This is a genomic window from uncultured Phascolarctobacterium sp. (assembly GCF_937920985.1).
In the GTDB taxonomy this organism is placed as follows: Bacteria; Bacillota; Negativicutes; order Acidaminococcales; family Acidaminococcaceae; genus Phascolarctobacterium_A.
In genome coordinates this window covers 1-17496 of sequence record NZ_CALDXR010000013.1, presented here as the reverse complement: position 1 = coordinate 17496, position 17496 = coordinate 1, and the positions used below count along the sequence as shown (strand labels likewise).

Genomic DNA, 17496 nt, shown 5'->3' with positions numbered 1-17496 from the left:
ATTTACCACGTTAAATTACACTTACAGGATCAATATTAAAGTAAAGATTAGGCTTTTCCTTGAATTCACTGTTCAACAATGCTTCCTTAGTTTCCTTCAGGTCCTGCGCCTTCAGCAGCACGTTGAAACGGTACAGATCGTAGGCCTTAGCTACCAATGATGGGAACGGTCCTGCAATCAGCAAATCCTCCAGCTTTCCTTGCAGCTTTAAGCTCTGCAGATAGAAGACAACCTGCTGCGCCAGCGCCAGGCCTGCACCCTCATCCTTATCCACCACCTGCAGCTTAAGCATCTGGGCGAACGGCGGATAAAAATAGTTCTGACGTTCCTGCAGCTCGCGCTTGGCAAAGGTGTCGTAATCCTGCGTCACCGCCAGCTGCAGAATCGGGTTATCCGGATCATAGGTCTGGAAGATTACATGCCCCGGCCTGTCACCGCGTCCCGCACGCCCCGCTGCCTGCGTCAGCAGTGAAAAAGCGCGCTCCGACGCTCTGTAATCCGGCAGATGCAGCGTGCTGTCCGCCGCCAGCACTCCCACCAGCGTTACATTGGGAATATCATGTCCCTTCGCCACCATCTGCGTACCTATCAAAACATTGGCCGCACCGTCGGCAAAGCGCCGCAAGATATCAGCATGCGCAAACTTCGCCACAGTCGAATCCTGATCCATACGCAGCACACGCACCTCCGGCAGCTGCTGCAACTGTTCTTCCGCCTTCTGCGTACCGCTGCCGAAATATTTGATGCGGCGGCTGTGACAATTTGGGCATTCCTGTGGCAGCGGCATCGTGTTACCGCAGTAATGGCAGCGCAAATCCTCGTTCTTCTTATGGTAAACCATTGCTACTGCGCAATGCGGACAGGTAATCGTCTGGCCGCAGTCACGGCACATCACAAAGGTAGAATAGCCACGGCGGTTCAAGAGGACAATCGCCTGCTCGCCCGCCGCCGCCGTCATCACCAGCGCCTGCTGCAGCGCGCGCGACAGCACGCTGAAATTGCGCGCCTCCAGCTCCTTGCGCATATCCACGATCTCAACCTTTGGCAAAGCAGCACCATTAGGACGTGACGTAAGATGCAAATGTGTACATTCGCCCTGCAGTGCCCTATAATACGTGCATAAATCCGGCGTAGCACTGCCAAGCACCAAAGCTGCGCCGGTCAGGCGGCAGCGGGTGCGGGCAACATCACGTGCATTATAATGCGGGCGGTGGTCCTCCTCCTTATAGCTGCCCTCGTGCTCCTCGTCGACAATCACCAGGCCAAGCTTTTCAAACGGAGCGAACACAGCACTGCGCACTCCAATCAGCACCCTTGCCTTGCCTGTGCGCATGCGGTACCACACGTCGCCTCTTTCGTTTTGTGAAAGCTTACTGTGCGCTACAGCAATTTCGCTGCCGAACCACGCCTGAAAGCGCTTCACCAGCTGTGCTGTGAGCGCAATTTCCGGCACCAGCATCAGCACCTGCCAGCCTGCATCCACAGCATGAGCCGCCGCGCGCAGATAAACCTCCGTCTTGCCGCTGCCGGTAATTCCTTGCAACAAGAACGACTGCGCACGCTGCGCATCTATCGCCTGATTAATCTTTGCCGCAGCATCCTGCTGCTCCGTCGTCAGCTGCAGGCTTTCACCACGCTCCTGCACCGTATTGTAGCTGTTACGCAGCACACGCTTCTGCACTGCGTCCGCCAAACCGTTCTGCGCTAATGCGCGCGCCACCGCAGCGCTCACTCCCTGCTGCGCCAGCTCGCTTACGCTAAGCGCTCCCGCAGCCTGCGCCAGCACGCCTAGGGCAGCATGCTGGCCTTTGGCACGCCTTGCTAATGTTCCATCAACCAACGCCTGCCTTCCTGCTACATTGATGCGGTAAGCCAACACAGTTTTTTCCTGCAAGCGCTCATTATAAACATAATAAAGCAAACGTCCCTGCGCATCACGCACGGCACGCCGCTTAATACTCGATTTCCCCGGCACAAAAAGACGCATAGCCTCTGCCAGCGAGCAAATATAATAATCTGCCATCCATTTGGCAGTAGCAAGCATTTCCTTATCAAACCAGGGAGTATCGCCCAAGGCAGCCTCCACAGGCTTCAGCTTACCGCGTAGCTTCAGGTCAGCAGGCAATGGCACACGCTCCACCACAAAGCCCTCCACCTTCTGCCCACTGAAGGGAACAACTACACGCCAGCCGCTGTCTATAAACTGCAGCGCTTCCGGCACACTGTATGTAAACTGACGAAATAGATTTTTTACCGGTAAATTTATCGCAACATTAACAGCAAACATGGCCAACCTCCTGCAAACATACTTGTAGCTTATTATAACATAAATCAAAGAGAAGATAAAACGTCAAAGCCTCCACAAACGCAAGCATAAGAAAATTCAAACCATACTCAAAAGCGCAAAACAGCGCCCCGATAGCCATCGGGACGCTGCGAAAATTTCACATTTATTTATCTGGCAACAGAAAGCTGCTGCTGCATCAGCGGAATCATTTCCTCGATAGTTTCATATGCCAGCTCATGATTTACATACTGCGGCTGAACGCACTGCAGAATCTGCTTAGCTGCCGTGGTAGTAAAAGGCTTATGCTGGTCAATCGCCGCAATATGACGCCAAATAACTTCCGCACTTGAATCAGCCGGCACCTTGCGTTCAAAGCTGCGCAAATACTTGCCGGAAAGCGAGCAGGAAAGATGCACGCCCTTAATCAGCTCAGCATACGGTCCGAGCTTGTCCACCGTGCGACAGACAAAATCCGCTGCCTCCGCCTCTGTGCGCAGACGCTGATTCGTATTCATCAGATGACCGGTATCAAGCATAATGCCGACGTTTTTGCGCTCAATGCGCTCAAAGAAAAACTTCACCTTGCGCGCATCCGTCAGGCGCAGACCGGGCCACCACAAATTCTCAAACAGCACCGTTACATTGGCAGGAATCTCATCCGCCACTGCATTGAAAACATCTGCCGAAGCAGCCAATACCTCACGGTCATCATAATGGAAATCAAAGGTAAAGATTGTTTCTGTATCAGCCTCTGCTACATGCCATACCAAATACTCCGGCTTCTGCGAAATAGCAGCGCAGATATTGCGGCGGATAACCGCCAGCCATTCATCACAGCTCATGGCTGTCTTAAAATATGTCTGGCGTTCGTGGATACTGCGGAACTGCTGCTGCAGGCGTTTAGCCTTTCGCAGCCAGAAATCCATCCAGTACGGCCAATAATTCAAATGTGCACCAATCGTCAGCTCCTTGTAATCAGGGAAAGCTCCCGGCTCTCTGTAAACAAACTGTTCAATACCATCGACCCCCAACTGCTGCACTAAACCGGCTAAGGTCATCCCCTTACGCTTCAGCTCATCTTCATACCAATCAATCGGACAATAGTTAATAAGATGCTTAGTCATTTCTCACCCTTCTTTGCTACATACTGCACACTTTTAACGTAAACCTTGCTTCAACTGTGCTACCGGCAAATAGCTTGGAATCCTTGTTTCATAAAAAAACTGCGGCGGTAACGCTGCAGTCATAATTTAGCTCACGCAAGCAGCACTACTCGAATACTAAAGATGGTTTTACCATCCTTCCTTTCACCTGTACATCGCAAGCTTGCGGAAAAAACTTTTGGGCATAGGCACTCTGACTAAGCTCATCGCCAGGGCAGCATCTTGTGAGGATATGCGCTGCCAAGCTCACATTACAGTTGCGGTACAGTACCAGATTCACACTGGTTTTCCTTCTGCTCAAAGCATATTAAGTTTTTATTGTCTTGCTTTCTTTATCTGACGAAAGCTGTGTAATAGTAATATCTACTATTTATAGTATAATTAGTATATCATCAATCAAAAATTTTGGCAAGAGAGATATGAAAATTTTTACGTATCAATACTGCAGAATAATAAACTCCCGCAAGCACGATGCTTTCGGGAGTTTGCATTTGAATATGCGCCATAACGCAGACGGAGCTTTAGCGACAGACTGTAATAGGAACAAGGGCGGGCAGCCCATTACTGCACGCAAACTCATCCGCCTGCACGCGGAATACGTCCGCCAGCAGCTTAGACGTAACAATCTCCTTCGGCTCACCGCTGACTACTAAGCGTCCCGCCTTGATAACGGCAACATAATCAGCGTACTGAATGGCATGGTTCAAATCATGGATAACCATAACAACTGTCAGCCCCAGCTCCTTATTGAGCTTATCAAGCAGCTGCATAACCTCCAGCTGGTGACAGATATCAAGATATGTCGTAGGCTCATCGAGCAGCAGCACCTGCGGTCTTTGCGCCAGCGCCATCGCTATCCAGGAGCGCTGACGCTCGCCGCCGCTCAGCGTATGCAGAAGGCGATGGCTCATCGAGGTCATGTTGGTCTGCTCCAGTGCCCAGGCAACGTGCTGTGCATCATCCTTATCACCGCGCCCTAAGAAGCTACGATGCGGGAAGCGTCCCATTTCAACCAAATCCTGCACCGTCAAATCCGTAGGCGCAACAGGTGACTGCGTCAAAATCGCCAGGCAGCGGGCAAACTCGCGGTGCGACAGGCTATGAATATCCTTACCCAAGAAGCTGATGCTGCCCTTGGCACAAGGCAGAATGCGGGCAATAGCCTTCAGCGTTGTGCTCTTGCCGCAGCCGTTGGGGCCGATGATAGCGGTAATCTTACCCTCGGGTATCGCCAGCGACAAATCATGGATGATTGTTTTTTTGTTAATTGCTATATCAATATGCGTTGCCTCTAAAACAGCTTTAAAGGGCGCTGCATTATTTTGTGTCATCAAATTTCCCTCCTTAACAGGAATAAGAAGAAGGGCGCGCCCAAAAAGGCCATAATAATACCAACAGGCAGTTCAATCGGCGCAAAAATTACACGCGCAAAGGTATCACTGAGCGTAACAATGGCAATGCCCAAAAGTGCGGAGGCAGGCAGCAGAAAGCGGTAGTCGCTGCCTATCAGCAGTCGCGCAGCATGCGGCACCACAAGGCCTACAAAGCCCAGCAGGCCGACAACGCTGACAGCGCTGGCTGCGAGCAAGGCTGCAATAGCCGTAAGGATAATGCGCGTTACCTCAACATTGACACCAAGACCGCGCGCCATCTCATCACCCAGCTGAAGGATGTTCAGATAAGCGGCACTGGCAAGCGCCAAAATCAGGCCGATAACAGCATACGGCAGAATAATATTTACATGCGGCCAGCTGCGTGCGGCAAGACCGCCTACCATCCACATTAAAGCGCCATGCACTCTGTCACTGTAAAAAATCATCAGGCCGCTGATACCTGCACCCAAAAAGGCAGATACCGCAACACCGGCCAAAATAATACGCACCGGCTTGATGCCGTTTTTCCACGCCAGAATATAAATGCAGACAGCAGCCAGCATCGCACCGATGAAGGCAACAGGCGTAATCAGATATTCCATCGCCGGGAACAAAATCATAATCACAACACCTGCCAGTCCTGCGCCGGAGCTGATGCCGATAATATGCGGGTCTGCCAGCGGATTACGCATAATCGCCTGCAGAATCGCACCAGAAAGCGACAGATTGATGCCGACCAAGGCACCGACGATGGTACGCGGCATACGGATGTTCCAGATAATCTGACTGCGCGGATCATCACCGGGATTAAGCAGAATATCGGTAATCTCCTTGATGCTGATAATGCTAGAGCCTTTTGTTAAGCTCAAAAAGCTGCCCAATACTGCCAAGAACAAAAATATCACAAGAATAGTAATACGCCATTTAGTACGGCCGATACCAAAATGCTCCGTCTGCTCTGCAGACTGCTTATTTTCCATTAGTAAAGACCTCCGGATAAACCTGCTGTGCCATAAACTTTACAGCCTCAGGATAGCGCAGGCCGGGGTTAATCAAAAACAGCTTTTCCGGCAGCACATATACTCTGCCTGCTTTTACAGCCGGCAGACTGTTCCATGCGGGGTTATTTTTAAAGTCGGTGCGCAGACGGTTTTCAATTTCCTCAGGCTTACCCATAGAGGTAATAAAGATAATTTCCGGGTTCTGCTCAACCAGTGTTTCCATGCTGTAAGGAGTTTTATTGGATTTTCCCTTGAGCGCTGCAGCAGCAACGTTTTCAAAGCCCAGGATGTCGCTTACACAGCCGGCAATGCTGTGCGAGCCTTCTACCGTAACGGCGCTGGCTGTTGCATGCATAATAACGATGCGTTTCTTTTCCTTAGGAAGCTTACTGGTAACGGCGGCAACCTGTTTATCCAACAGCTCATTTTCCTTTTGGGCCTTATCCTGCGTACCATAAATATCGCCCAAGGTTTTAATGGCACCTTTGACATCCTCAAAGGTTTGGGTATCAAACTCCACTACGTTGATTTTGTTGGATTGCAGCATCGGAATAAATTTATCATGCTGATTTTTGCTGGCCAGAACCAGATCAGGCTTCAGGCCCACAAGCGCTTCCATATTAATATTGTAGACCATGCCTACCTCCGGCACAGACTTCATAGATTCGGGGATCTTGCCTACCTTGGAGCTGGCGCGACCGACTACGGTGCCGCCGACAGCCTCAATCATACTCAAATATGAAGGGCTGAGGCTTACCACTCTTTCAGGCTTTTTGGCAAGCGAAACCTGTCTGCCTGCAGCATCGGTAAGCTGCAGATAAGCCTTGTCACCGCCAGTCTGCGTTCCTACACCGCCGCAACCGGCAGCAAGCAGCATAGCCGCACATAATAGACCACAAGCAATTTTTTTCAAGAACATGTTAATCACCTCATACTCATCTTACATTGCCCAAGCCCAAGGCTTTGGCAATATATATAACTCTCTGATAAAAAAAGCTTAATAATATCGCCCTCATAATAGCACAAATCAGAAGTGTAGTCAATGAAAGTTGCTAAGAAGCGCTCATAATAGTATAATAAAATAATAAGCTTGTTATAACAAAGGAGTAGAAATATTATGGAAATCAATGCAATGATTAACCGCATAAATGCATTAGCCAAAAAGAAGAAAACCTCCGGTCTGACCCCGGAGGAGCTTGCAGAGCAAAAGGAGCTGTACAAGGAATATCTGGCAAACATCCGCAGCCAGCTGAAGGCACAGCTCGATAACATCGAAGTAGTCGACGAGCTGCCGGATAAAAAACAGCTGCACTGATGGCTGCTATCCTGTCGCCATCCATGGTTGCCTACGAGGATGATTTTCTGCTGATTATCGATAAGCCTGCAGGCATGCTGGTGCACCCCACCGTCAGCGAGCGCGGTACTACGCTTTACGATTACGTCAAAGCATATTATGAAGCCAACGGCATTGATGCCGGTATACATCCCGTATCGCGTCTGGACCGCAACACCTCCGGCCTAGTTATTTTCGCCAAGGAGCCTGTTGTACAGCACTGGCTGAGCCAGCAGCAGGTTGAAAAGGAATATCTGGCACTGGCCTGCGGACGCTTTGAACACAGCGAAGGTATTATCGAAGCACCTATCGCCCGCAAGGAAGGCAGTATCATCGAACGCTGCGTTGATTACGAATGCGGCAAATACGCCAAAACGGCCTATGAGGTTTTAGCGTCTTACAGTAATCATACGCTGCTCAAGGTCCGTCTTTTCACCGGACGCACGCACCAGATACGCGTACACCTTGCCTCCATCGGCCATCCGCTCGTAAACGACAATCTTTACGGCACTCCCGGCCCCCAGGCGCGCCATGCGCTGCATGCCTATCGTCTGGCCTTTAAGCATCCGGTAAGCGATGTATTTTTAGAAATTACCCGTTCTTTACCAAATGATTTACTGAAACTTCTGTACTAAATAAGCAGAGCATGATATAATTAGTGTATACTAATGTAAAGACAGAGTAGCTGTAAGGCTACCCTGAATAAGGAGGAATAGACAAATGCCCTTAGTTACATCTACTGAAATGTTCAAAAAAGCTTACGAAGGTCACTATGCTGTTGGTGCCTTCAACGTCAACAACATGGAAATCATCCAAGGTATCGTTGCCGCAGCACAACAGGAAAAATCCCCGCTGATTCTGCAGGTAAGTGCCGGCGCCCGCAAATACGCTAACCACATCTACCTGATGAAGCTGGTTGAAGCAGCAATCGAAGACACCGGTCTGCCTATCTGCTTGCATCTGGACCACGGCGAAGATTTTGACATCTGCAAAGCCTGCGTCGACGGCGGCTTCACCTCCGTTATGATTGACGGCAGCAAGCATCCTTTTGAAGAAAACATCGAAATGACTCGTCGTGTTGTTGAATATGCACACGAAAGAGGCGTTGTAGTTGAGGCAGAGCTTGGCCGCCTGGCAGGCGTTGAAGACGCTGTTAAGGTTAACACCAAGGACGCTACCTACACCGATCCCGATCAGGCTGTAGAATTCGTTGAACGCACCGGCTGCGACAGCTTGGCTATCGCTATCGGCACCAGTCATGGCGCTTACAAATTCAAAGGCAAACCGGAACTGGACTTCGCACGTCTGGAAAAAATCACCAACTTGCTGCCTGGTTATCCTCTGGTTCTGCACGGTGCTTCCACCGTTATCCCGTCCTTTGTTGAAGAATGCAACAAATACGGCGGCAAGCTGGACGGCGCTCAAGGCGTACCCGAAGACATGCTGCTGCAAGCAGGCAAATTCGGTGTTTGCAAAATCAACATCGATACCGACCTGCGTCTGGCAATGACCGCTTCCATCCGTAAGCACCTGGTAGAAAACCCCGGCGACTTCGATCCTCGCCAATACCTGAAACCCGCACGTCAGGCTATCCAGGACATGGTAGCTCACAAAATGCGTGACGTACTCAACAGCAGCAACAGACTGTAAGCTATAACGATTTAAAAACTAAAATGCACCATTCCCTACTGTCAAGGAATGGTGCATTTTTTATTTACGCAAAGCGTATATCATTTTTTCTTACAAATCCTTCAGGATATCGTCCATATATTTATGCAGCTTTTCCAGCTTCTTGCGTACCATAACCGCCTTATCCGGGTTACGCGCCACAATCTGTTCGATTTTGCTGCGCTGCAGCAGATAATCGTGTTCCATACCACGCATGTAAGCACGCAGGTCGATAGCAGCAGGCTCAACCTGAACCATTTCGGATTCATGCATCTGCCACTCGGTACCATGGATTTCGGCACAGTCACCAAAGTGCGGGATGTAGGTTGCCGTTCCCAGATTGCGTCCCAAAGAATCTGCCAGCTCCATAGCTGCATCAAGCTCGCCGTGCGTAACGAAAAAGGCCTTAGGAACCTCCTTCATGCTGCTATACCAGGCTAAAAGCTGCTGCTTGTCCGCATGGGCAGAAAAGCCCTTCATATTGTAAATTTTGGCGTTGACTCTGATATCCTCGCCCATAATCTTAATGCGTTTAATACCTTCTATCAGCCTGCGTCCGATAGTGCCCTCCGCCTGATAGCCGGCAAATACTATGCTGCTGTCCTCACGCCACAGATTATGCTTAAGGTGATGCAGAATACGACCGGCGTCTGCCATGCCACTGGCCGAAATAACAATCTTGCTGCCCGGAATTTCGTTAATCGCCATGGATTCCTGCACCGTGGCAGTAAAGCGCAAATTATGCATAGACACCAGCCTGCGTCCCTGCATTGCGTAAAGTGCCCGCGCTTCCTCATCATATTCCTCGGGATTCGTCATAGTAATCTGCGTAGCTCTGTTGGCCATAGGACTATCTACGTAAATAGGAATCTCCGGAATTTTGCCTTCCGCCTGCAGCTTTTGGAAATAGTACAGCAGTACCTGCGTACGCCCTACAGCAAACGCAGGAATGATAACGTTACCGCCACGCTCGACAGTATCGTTGATAATATTCGCCAGCTCGCCCTCTTTATCGTAGGCTTCATGGATGCGGTTGCCGTAGGTGGATTCCGTAATAATAAAATCCGCACCGCCTGCTGCCGCCGGGTCCTCAATAATCGGCTGATTCGGCTGACCGATATCGCCGGTAAAAATCAAGCGCGTCTTTTTATCGCCTTCGTTAACAGACATCTCTACGAAAGCAGAACCAAGAATGTGTCCCGCAACGCGGAAGGTTACGGTAACGCCGGGAACAACATTAAACGCTTCGCCAAAGCTGCGCAGCTTGAACAAATGCAAGGCTCTGGCAGCATCATCAACCGTAAACAGCGGCTCAACAATTTTTTTGCCGGCACGCATACCTTTGCGGTTGGCGTATTCTGCCTCACCCTCCTGAATGTGCGCGCTGTCCGGCAGCAAAATCGAGCACAGCTCCTCTGTCGATTTAGTGCAATAGATGGGGCCGCGGAAGCCTTCCTTGACCAGCTTCGGCAACAGACCGCTGTGGTCAACATGGGCGTGCGTCAATACAACAGCCTCAATCTCTCCCGGATGAAACAAAAATTCCTTTTCGTTCAGCGCTTTTATCAGCTTGGAGCCTTGGAACATGCCGCAGTCTACTAAAAACTTATGTCCGCTGACCTCCAGCAGATAGCAGGAACCGGTAACGGTGCGCGTTGCACCTAAAAAAGTTATTTTCATCGCAAAGCCTCCATTCTGCAAATAGTATTTTCAGTTATATTTTATAATTCTACAAAACGAAGGGAAAATCCTTTTTATGGTGGAAATTAGTGGGATGAGATATCTGGAACTTGCATATTAAGCGTATCATCTGTGAAGTACGTAGTTCCTAATCTTATATTATTACAAATTTTAAAACTCAAATATATTTTCATGCTAACATTGACACGACGCAATACACAGAGTTATAATGGTACTATAATATATAAACATTTTTTCGCAATTCAAAACATGTAGATTGATATATTTTTTAAAGGAAGTCTGACGATGTGTATGGAATTGCTGAAGAAAAATACCGCCAGCGCAAGGCTGACGGCGGTGAAACCATGATAAATTGTCACAAGTTGAAATTAGGAAAGGAGTTTTACTAATGACTAATATAGTTACTTTTAAAGATGACAAATTAGAACTGGAAGTTAATATTTCACCTGAAGAAGATACCGTATGGTTAACACAAGCGCAGATGGTTGATTTATTTTCTCGTGACCAATCTGTTATCGCAAGACATATTAGAAATATTTTTAAAGAAAGAGAATTAGACGAAAAAAGCAATATGCATTTTTTGCATATTGCAAATTCAGACAAACCTGTAACAATGTATTCTTTAGATGTCATTATCTCCGTTGGCTACCGTGTAAAATCTCCTCACGGCGTTCTTTTCCGCAAGTGGGCAACCAATATCCTTAAGCAATATTTAACAGCAGGATTTGCAATTAATGAAAAACGATTAGCTGTGTTGAATAAAACAGTGCAAATACAGTCTAATATTATAGGTGGACTTGTTGGTATTGATGCAGAAGATGTTTTGAAAGTAGTTCATGAGTATTCACGTTCTTTAGAACTGCTTGATGCCTATGATCATCAATGCGTTGCTATACCTGAAGGTTCTAAATCCTCTTATCTACTTAAGTATGGCGAATGCATGAAGCTTATAAAAAGTATGGAATTTAGCCAGACATCTGATGTGTTTGGCGTGGAAAAAGAACCTGGCAAATTAGAAGGTATTTTATCTGCTATCTATCAAAGTGCATTTGGTCAAGATGCATATCCATCACTAGAAGAAAAAGCAGCCAATCTGCTCTACTTCTTAGTAAAGGATCATCCATTTAATGATGGCTGCAAACGTATCGCAGCAGCTCTGTTCTTATATTTTCTAAACCAGAATAACGCACTATATAACGATGGTAATAAAATTATCAGCGACAGTGCTCTTGTCGCCATCACCCTTATGATTGCAGAATCACGCCCAGAAGAAAAAGAAATTATGATTCAGGTTATTATAAATTTCCTGCATTGGTAAGATATAACGTATTCGTAATGCCAACGAAATACGAAAAGAACCGCATTTTCATGCGGTTCCTAAGTTTTAAATTTGGTCGGGGCGGCGAGATTCGAACTCACGGCCTCTTGTACCCGAAACAAGCGCGCTACCAAACTGCGCCACGCCCCGACATTTGTTGTTGCTGTTCATCAGCAACGAATGTAATTATAAAGCATCTTTAAGCTTTTGTCAACACTTTTTTGAAAAATTTTATCCTTGGGTAACAACGCGGATGCTGGTAACCTCAAAAGCCTCAGCAATAGCCGGTAAAATCTCTCTTTCAATGTTGGTACGATGCAGCTCGTTTTCAGCAACAAGCATGATACGGGTATCAGCATAGTTGATGTTATGCACCTTGCTTACAAGGCGCTTGAAGGTTTCCTCACCGATAATTTCCTTCAGCTTTTGCAGACGTGCAAAAACCTCCGGTTTTTCCTTCTGCATACGTTCTTCCAAGGGAGAGAACGGTACAGTCACAACTCTGGCATCACGGGCCAGGACATAATTCTCCTCGCCTTCGCCAGGTACTACTAAATCGTCACGCATAATTCTTCCTCCATCTCTATATCTAACTAAATGAACCTGCATAACACAGAATTTATTCCCTTTTATTATATGTCACAAGCACTTTTTCGTCAAGCAGCAGGAAATTTAGCATTAAACGAGAATACTATAAACAATACATTTGACGAGGGGTGTTCATATATGTCTATGAAAGAAGATTTTAAAAAATTTGCTATGCGCGGTAATGTTATGGATATGGCCGTCGGCGTTATTATCGGCGGTGCTTTCGGCAAAATCGTCAGCTCGCTGGTAAACGATGTCGTTATGCCGCCTTTAGGTATGGCGCTTGGCAAGATGGATTTTTCCAATCTGTTTATCAGCCTCAACGGCAAGGAATATGCTACACTGGAGGCAGCAAAAAAGGCTGGTGCACCGGTGCTCGCTTACGGCAGCTTCATTAATTCCGTACTGGATTTTCTGATTCTCGCTTTTGTCATCTTCCTGATGATTCGCCAGATCAACAAGCTCACTCCGGAACCGGAGCCTGCACCGGAACCACGTCTGTGCCCTTACTGCAAATCCGAGATTGCCGACGACGCAACCCGTTGCCCGCACTGCACATCTCATTTGGAATAACAGTTTACACTTTCGGCTGATATTCGGGATTTTTTCCTGCATATCAGCCATTTTCACTTTTATAAAGTCTTTTTTATTTGCTAAAAACAAGCTTATATTGTATAATGTAGATTATATATATCGCCTAGGCTGTTTTTCACAGCTTAAATTTTAAGGAGGTTATCTGATGTCTGTTTATGACGTGCTTATGGAACGTGGCTTTATTAAGCAAATGTCCCATGAAGACGAGATTAAAGAATTATTGGAGAAGGAAAAAATCACCTTTTATATCGGTTTTGACCCCACCGCGGACAGCCTGCATGTAGGCCATTTCATCGCCCTGATGATGATGAGCCATATGCAACGCGCAGGCCATCGTCCTATCGTACTTTTGGGCGGCGGCACCGGCATGGTCGGCGACCCGAGCGGCAAGGACGAGATGCGCAAAATGCTCACTCCGGAATTCATTGCTCACAATATCGCCTGCTTCAAAAAGCAGATGAGCCGTTTCATTGATTTCGGTGAAGACAAGGCTATTATTGTCAACAATGCTGACTGGCTGTTAGACTTGAATTATGTTCAGCTGCTGCGCGAGGTTGGCGTACACTTTACCGTTAACCGTATGCTGGCTGCCGAATGCTTCAAGAAACGTTGGGAAAAAGGTCTGACCTTCTTTGAATTCAACTATATGATTATGCAGGGCTACGACTTCTGGAAGCTGCACCATGACCATAACTGCATTATGGAGCTGGGTGGCGATGACCAATGGTCCAACATGCTTGCTGGCGTAGAATTAATCCGCCGCAAGGATCAAAAACCTGCTTACTGCATGACCTGCAAGCTTTTGACCACCAGCGATGGCCGCAAGATGGGCAAAACCGAAAAGGGTGCTCTGTGGCTTGACCCGGAAAAAACTTCTCCGTATGATTTCTATCAATACTGGCGCAATGTTGCAGACAGCGACGTAGAAAACTGCCTGTCCCTGCTGACATTCCTGCCGATGGATGAGGTTCGTCGTCTGAGCGCACTGAAGGATGCAGCTATTAACGAAGCTAAAAAAGTACTGGCCTATGAGGTTACCAAGCTTGTTCATGGCGAAGAAGCAGCGCGTCAGGCGCAGGAAGCTACCGAAGCACTCTTCGGCGGCAATGCCAAAGACATGAGCAACGTACCGGCAATCGAAATTACCCCGGAAGATATGACTGCCAAGATTATCGATGTACTGACTGCCGCTAAAGTTTTCAGCAGCAAACGCGAAGCTCGTCAGTTAATCGCCCAAGGCGGCCTGACTGTAGCAGACACTGTCCTGCAGGATGCAGAAGCATGCCTGAGCGCAGACATGTTTGATGCAGATAAGAGCCTGTTAATCCGTAAGGGTAAAAAGAAATATTTCCGTCTGCTGGTAAAATAAGCCTTTTAAAGCCATCTATGCTCCTGACGGACTAGGTGGCTTTTTCTATGATTTCAAAATACAGACTACTCTTTTAATTAAGGTAGTAATAAGGAGCTCTTAATGCAAAACGATAAAATCAACTTTTCATTAATCATCCCTATCGGCCTGATGTTATTTTCCTTTTTCTTCGGTGCCGGTAACTTAATCTTCCCGCCCGTTCTGGGACAAATGGCAGGCGAAAACATTGGCTGGGGCATGCTCGGCTTCTGCCTGAGCGGCGTCGGCTTCCCGCTTTTGGGCGTACTTGCTATGGCTATGAAGCAAAGCGATAACCCGGACTCCATTGCTATGCCTATGCATCCCCTGTATGCCCGCGCTGTTACCATTCTCTGCGCGTTGGCTATCGGCCCGCTGTTCGCTATTCCGCGTACTGCTGCCGTTTCCTTTGACACCGGTATTCACAGCCTGCTGCCTGCTTCCTGCGAAGCTATCGGCCTGCCGGTATACACCGTGTTCTTTTTCGTTCTGACCTATTTCTTTTCTATTAATCCGTCAAAAATTATCGGTCATATCGGTAAATTTTTGTCCCCCATGCTTTTGATTTGTCTGGCAGTTCTCGTGGTCTGCGTTTTCGTAAATCCTACCGGCAGCCTGAAAATGCCTAATCCGGACTTCGCTGCATCTCCGTTCTTCCGCGGCTTCCAGGAAGGTTACAACACCATGGACCTTCTGGCAGCAATTCTGTTCGGTTCTATTACTATCAAGGCTATTGAAGCTCAAGGCATTACCGATAAAAAGGTTCTGACCAAGCTCTGCTCTTATGCCGGTCTGATTGCAGCCTTCTTCCTTGCTATCATCTATGCAGCACTGGCTTACACCGGCGCACTGAGCATCAATGTTTTCGGTGTTATTCCTAACGGCGCTACTCTGCTCAGCAAAATCTGCACCTATTACATGGGCTTCGGCGGTCAGGTTGTATTGGCCTTGATTATTTTCTTTGCCTGCCTCACCACCAGCATCGGCCTGACAACCGCTATCTCCGGGTATTTCTCCGAGCTTAGCAATAATCGTATACAATACGAGCGACTGGTATTCTTCATCTCTGCTTTCAGCCTGGTAGTAGCAAACTTCGGTCTGGAAAACATCATCAAGTTCTCCATTCCTGTCATCTGCATGCTCTATCCGATTATTATCGCTCTGGTAATTCTCAACATCGGTCGTGCAATTATCCATGATGATCAGCTGACCTTCCGCATCTGTCTGATACTGACAACTATTTTCGCTGTTTTCGACGGTCTGCGCGTTGCCAACATCCGCTTCATGGCATTGGATAACTTTCTGGCGCAGAACCTGCCGCTGTTTGACATCGGCTTCGGCTGGGTTGTTCCCTGCTTCGGCGGTATCGCTGTAGGCCTGCTGCTGAAGGCTGTAAGAAAAGCTAACTAATAAATTTATTCATAATCAATTAGAGAGTAAGGTGTAATTTATGTCTAACGAACAACAATGCAGCAATGCATCTTCCTGCGAACGCAGCAGCTGTGAAGGCTGTCCTTCCGCAGCAGCTGAAAAAACACAGGCAACTGATTTCCGTGCGCAGCTCAATCCGATGAGCAGCGTCAAAAAGGTTATCGCCGTAGTCAGCGGCAAGGGCGGTGTAGGCAAGTCCCTCATCACCGGTCTTTTAGCAAGCAGTATGCAGCGCCGCGGTAAGCGCTGTGCTGTTTTGGATGCTGATATCACCGGTCCGTCCATGGGACATAACCTTGGCGTAAACGGCAAGGCCAAAGCCAACGAAATCGGTATTCTGCCTCTGACTGCTCCCTGCGGTCTGGAGGTGCTTTCTGCCAATATGTTTTTGAAGAATGATTCTGACCCTGTTGTTTGGCGCGGGCCTCTGCTAGCCGGCATGGTAAAGCAATTTTGGAGCGATGCCATCTGGACAGATATAGACTTTATGTTTGTTGATATGCCGCCGGGAACCGGTGACGTACCGCTGACCGTCTTCCAATCCCTGCCTGTCGACGGCATCATCATCGTAACCTCTCCGCAGGAGCTTGTTTCTATGATTGTTGCCAAGGCAGTAAAAATGGCGCGTATGATGAACATTCCGATTCTCGGTCTGATTGAAAACTACGCTTACTTCCATTGCCCCGATAACGGCAAGGATTACGAAATCTTCGGCCCCAGCCATCTGGCAGAAACTGCCGATGCCTATGGTCTGAAGGTGCTCGCCCGCCTGCCGATTAACCCGTCCTTGGCCGCAGCCTGCGATGCAGGCAAGCTGGCGGACTGCCATGTAGCAGAGCTGGACGATTGCTGTGATTTTTTAGCTGATAATTTTCAGTAAGCATTTTTAAAGGGAGGCTTTTGTCATGTCTATAGAAAAGGTTCGTACATATTTGAAACAATTTAATGCAGATAATCGTATCATAGAGTTTGCAACCTCCAGCGCTACCGTAGAGCTGGCAGCACAGGCAGCAGGTTGTGAGCCTGCGCGCATTGCCAAAACCCTTTCCTTTAAGCTGCATGATGACAGCGTTATCCTCATTGTCACAGCAGGCGATGCCAAGGTAGATAACGCCAAGTACAAGCATTTCTTCGGCTGCAAGGCCAAAATGCTGACTGCTGACGAAGTGGAGCCGGATATCGGCCACGCTATCGGCGGCGTCTGCCCCTTCGGCATCAATGACGGCGTTAAGGTTTATCTTGACGTTTCCCTCAAACGCTTTGTAACCTTCTTCCCTGCCTGCGGCAGCCACAACAGCGCTATTGAGCTTACTCCGGACGAGCTGGAGCAGTACAGCGCCAACTGTCAGGGGTGGGTAGATTTATGCAAGGGCTGGCAGGAATAAGCATCTGTAACAACATCAAATTCAATCTTTAATACGCAGCAGATTCAGTGTCTGCTGTGTTTTTTTACGCATAAAAAAACCTCCCGCAAGCAGATTTTTATATCTGATTACAGGAGGTCTTTTTGCATATGCTTAGATTATTTTCACAAGCTATTTTTTCATTTTGCAAAATATAATTATGCTAAAGAAGTTACCTAGCAAAATACCTGATAACGTATAATAAGTTGCGCAAATTCAATTCAAAAAGATAGACATAGAGACTACCTT

Annotated in this window: 16 protein-coding genes, 1 tRNA gene and 1 riboswitch; of the genes, 9 read left to right on the top strand and 8 right to left on the bottom strand. The window is 48.0% G+C overall.

The window, feature by feature from the left end; genetic code table 11:
- Window positions 1-10: 10 nt before the first annotated feature.
- The 5 genes from priA to Q0612_RS01870 all read right to left on the bottom strand — a co-directional run bounded on the left by priA (window position 11) and on the right by Q0612_RS01870 (window position 6743).
- Window positions 11-2287 carry a primosomal protein N' gene (gene priA / locus Q0612_RS01890; protein ID WP_298880029.1) on the bottom strand — a complete coding sequence of 759 codons (2277 nt, stop codon included), beginning with the start codon at window positions 2285-2287 and terminating at the stop codon, window positions 11-13.
- Between the two features lie 167 nt (window positions 2288-2454).
- Window positions 2455-3411, bottom strand: coding sequence for a TIM barrel protein (locus Q0612_RS01885; RefSeq protein WP_298880026.1), 957 nt, complete (start codon window positions 3409-3411; stop codon window positions 2455-2457).
- A gap of 208 nt (window positions 3412-3619) precedes the next feature.
- Window positions 3620-3773: riboswitch (cobalamin riboswitch) on the bottom strand.
- A 198-nt stretch (window positions 3774-3971) separates the two neighbouring features.
- Window positions 3972-4781, bottom strand: coding sequence for an ABC transporter ATP-binding protein (locus Q0612_RS01880; RefSeq protein ID WP_298880023.1), 810 nt, complete (start codon window positions 4779-4781; stop codon window positions 3972-3974).
- Complete coding sequence (locus Q0612_RS01875; protein ID WP_293691173.1) at window positions 4781-5803, bottom strand: iron ABC transporter permease; 1023 nt, start codon at window positions 5801-5803, stop codon at window positions 4781-4783. The genes Q0612_RS01880 and Q0612_RS01875 overlap by 1 nt, the downstream gene beginning before the upstream one ends.
- The gene (locus tag Q0612_RS01870) at window positions 5793-6743 is read right to left on the bottom strand and encodes an ABC transporter substrate-binding protein (RefSeq protein ID WP_298880019.1); all 951 of its coding nucleotides are present in this window, start codon (window positions 6741-6743) and stop codon (window positions 5793-5795) included. The genes Q0612_RS01875 and Q0612_RS01870 overlap by 11 nt, the downstream gene beginning before the upstream one ends.
- Before the next feature lie 198 nt (window positions 6744-6941).
- Between Q0612_RS01870 and Q0612_RS01865 the strand changes: the two genes are divergently transcribed.
- From Q0612_RS01865 to fba, 3 genes are all read left to right on the top strand, one after another.
- On the top strand, window positions 6942-7139 hold the full coding sequence (locus Q0612_RS01865) for a DUF896 domain-containing protein (RefSeq protein ID WP_021719681.1): 198 nt from the start codon (window positions 6942-6944) through the stop codon (window positions 7137-7139).
- Window positions 7139-7792 (top strand): RluA family pseudouridine synthase, encoded by a 654-nt coding sequence (locus Q0612_RS01860; RefSeq protein ID WP_298880017.1) that lies wholly within the window; start codon window positions 7139-7141, stop codon window positions 7790-7792. The genes Q0612_RS01865 and Q0612_RS01860 overlap by 1 nt, the downstream gene beginning before the upstream one ends.
- An 85-nt stretch (window positions 7793-7877) precedes the next feature.
- Window positions 7878-8807, top strand: coding sequence for a class II fructose-1,6-bisphosphate aldolase (gene fba, locus Q0612_RS01855; protein WP_021719683.1), 930 nt, complete (start codon window positions 7878-7880; stop codon window positions 8805-8807).
- Between the two features lie 90 nt (window positions 8808-8897).
- Here the strand turns inward: fba and Q0612_RS01850 are convergent, their stop codons facing one another.
- Window positions 8898-10505: an MBL fold metallo-hydrolase RNA specificity domain-containing protein gene (locus Q0612_RS01850; RefSeq protein WP_298880013.1), complete on the bottom strand. Its 1608-nt coding sequence runs from the start codon at window positions 10503-10505 to the stop codon at window positions 8898-8900.
- Window positions 10506-10914: 409 nt separating this feature from the next.
- Here Q0612_RS01850 and rhuM point away from each other — a divergent pair, with 409 nt between their 5' ends.
- Complete coding sequence (gene rhuM / locus Q0612_RS01845) at window positions 10915-11844, top strand: virulence protein RhuM/Fic/DOC family protein (RefSeq protein ID WP_298880010.1); 930 nt, start codon at window positions 10915-10917, stop codon at window positions 11842-11844.
- A 73-nt stretch (window positions 11845-11917) separates the two neighbouring features.
- On the opposite strand, the gene Q0612_RS01840 is transcribed toward rhuM, so the two are convergent.
- Window positions 11918-11994 (bottom strand) — tRNA-Pro (locus Q0612_RS01840).
- Between the two features lie 81 nt (window positions 11995-12075).
- A complete protein-coding gene (locus tag Q0612_RS01835) occupies window positions 12076-12411 on the bottom strand; it encodes a hypothetical protein (protein WP_021719333.1) in 336 nt (111 codons plus the stop codon).
- Between the two features lie 165 nt (window positions 12412-12576).
- Between Q0612_RS01835 and mscL the strand changes: the two genes are divergently transcribed.
- From mscL to Q0612_RS01810, 5 genes are all read left to right on the top strand, one after another.
- Complete coding sequence (gene mscL, locus Q0612_RS01830) at window positions 12577-13005, top strand: large conductance mechanosensitive channel protein MscL (RefSeq protein ID WP_044483902.1); 429 nt, start codon at window positions 12577-12579, stop codon at window positions 13003-13005.
- Between the two features lie 166 nt (window positions 13006-13171).
- The gene (gene tyrS / locus Q0612_RS01825) at window positions 13172-14395 is read left to right on the top strand and encodes a tyrosine--tRNA ligase (RefSeq protein ID WP_021719331.1); all 1224 of its coding nucleotides are present in this window, start codon (window positions 13172-13174) and stop codon (window positions 14393-14395) included.
- Between the two features lie 102 nt (window positions 14396-14497).
- Complete coding sequence (gene brnQ / locus Q0612_RS01820) at window positions 14498-15823, top strand: branched-chain amino acid transport system II carrier protein (RefSeq protein WP_298880006.1); 1326 nt, start codon at window positions 14498-14500, stop codon at window positions 15821-15823.
- 40 nt (window positions 15824-15863) lie between these two features.
- Window positions 15864-16724 (top strand): Mrp/NBP35 family ATP-binding protein, encoded by an 861-nt coding sequence (locus Q0612_RS01815; RefSeq protein ID WP_298880004.1) that lies wholly within the window; start codon window positions 15864-15866, stop codon window positions 16722-16724.
- Between the two features lie 25 nt (window positions 16725-16749).
- The gene (locus Q0612_RS01810) at window positions 16750-17229 is read left to right on the top strand and encodes a YbaK/EbsC family protein (RefSeq protein ID WP_021719328.1); all 480 of its coding nucleotides are present in this window, start codon (window positions 16750-16752) and stop codon (window positions 17227-17229) included.
- The last annotated feature ends 267 nt before the right edge of the window (window positions 17230-17496 follow it).

Excerpts from the sequence above, each read along its gene's own strand:
- Q0612_RS01880 (WP_298880023.1), bottom strand. The coding sequence starts at position 4,781 with ATGACACAAAATAATGCAGCGCCCTTTAAAGCTGTTTTAGAGGCAACG.
- Q0612_RS01865 (WP_021719681.1), top strand. The coding sequence starts at position 6,942 with ATGGAAATCAATGCAATGATTAACCGCATAAATGCATTAGCCAAAAAG.
- mscL (WP_044483902.1), top strand. The coding sequence starts at position 12,577 with ATGAAAGAAGATTTTAAAAAATTTGCTATGCGCGGTAATGTTATGGAT.
- rhuM (WP_298880010.1), top strand. The coding sequence starts at position 10,915 with ATGACTAATATAGTTACTTTTAAAGATGACAAATTAGAACTGGAAGTT.
- tyrS (WP_021719331.1), top strand. The coding sequence starts at position 13,172 with ATGTCTGTTTATGACGTGCTTATGGAACGTGGCTTTATTAAGCAAATG.
- Q0612_RS01875 (WP_293691173.1), bottom strand. The coding sequence starts at position 5,803 with ATGGAAAATAAGCAGTCTGCAGAGCAGACGGAGCATTTTGGTATCGGC.
- Q0612_RS01810 (WP_021719328.1), top strand. The coding sequence starts at position 16,750 with ATGTCTATAGAAAAGGTTCGTACATATTTGAAACAATTTAATGCAGAT.
- Q0612_RS01885 (WP_298880026.1), bottom strand. The coding sequence starts at position 3,411 with ATGACTAAGCATCTTATTAACTATTGTCCGATTGATTGGTATGAAGAT.
- Q0612_RS01870 (WP_298880019.1), bottom strand. The coding sequence starts at position 6,743 with ATGTTCTTGAAAAAAATTGCTTGTGGTCTATTATGTGCGGCTATGCTG.
- Q0612_RS01860 (WP_298880017.1), top strand. The coding sequence starts at position 7,139 with ATGGCTGCTATCCTGTCGCCATCCATGGTTGCCTACGAGGATGATTTT.
- priA (WP_298880029.1), bottom strand. The coding sequence starts at position 2,287 with ATGTTTGCTGTTAATGTTGCGATAAATTTACCGGTAAAAAATCTATTT.
- Q0612_RS01850 (WP_298880013.1), bottom strand. The coding sequence starts at position 10,505 with ATGAAAATAACTTTTTTAGGTGCAACGCGCACCGTTACCGGTTCCTGC.
- Q0612_RS01815 (WP_298880004.1), top strand. The coding sequence starts at position 15,864 with ATGTCTAACGAACAACAATGCAGCAATGCATCTTCCTGCGAACGCAGC.
- Q0612_RS01835 (WP_021719333.1), bottom strand. The coding sequence starts at position 12,411 with ATGCGTGACGATTTAGTAGTACCTGGCGAAGGCGAGGAGAATTATGTC.
- fba (WP_021719683.1), top strand. The coding sequence starts at position 7,878 with ATGCCCTTAGTTACATCTACTGAAATGTTCAAAAAAGCTTACGAAGGT.
- brnQ (WP_298880006.1), top strand. The coding sequence starts at position 14,498 with ATGCAAAACGATAAAATCAACTTTTCATTAATCATCCCTATCGGCCTG.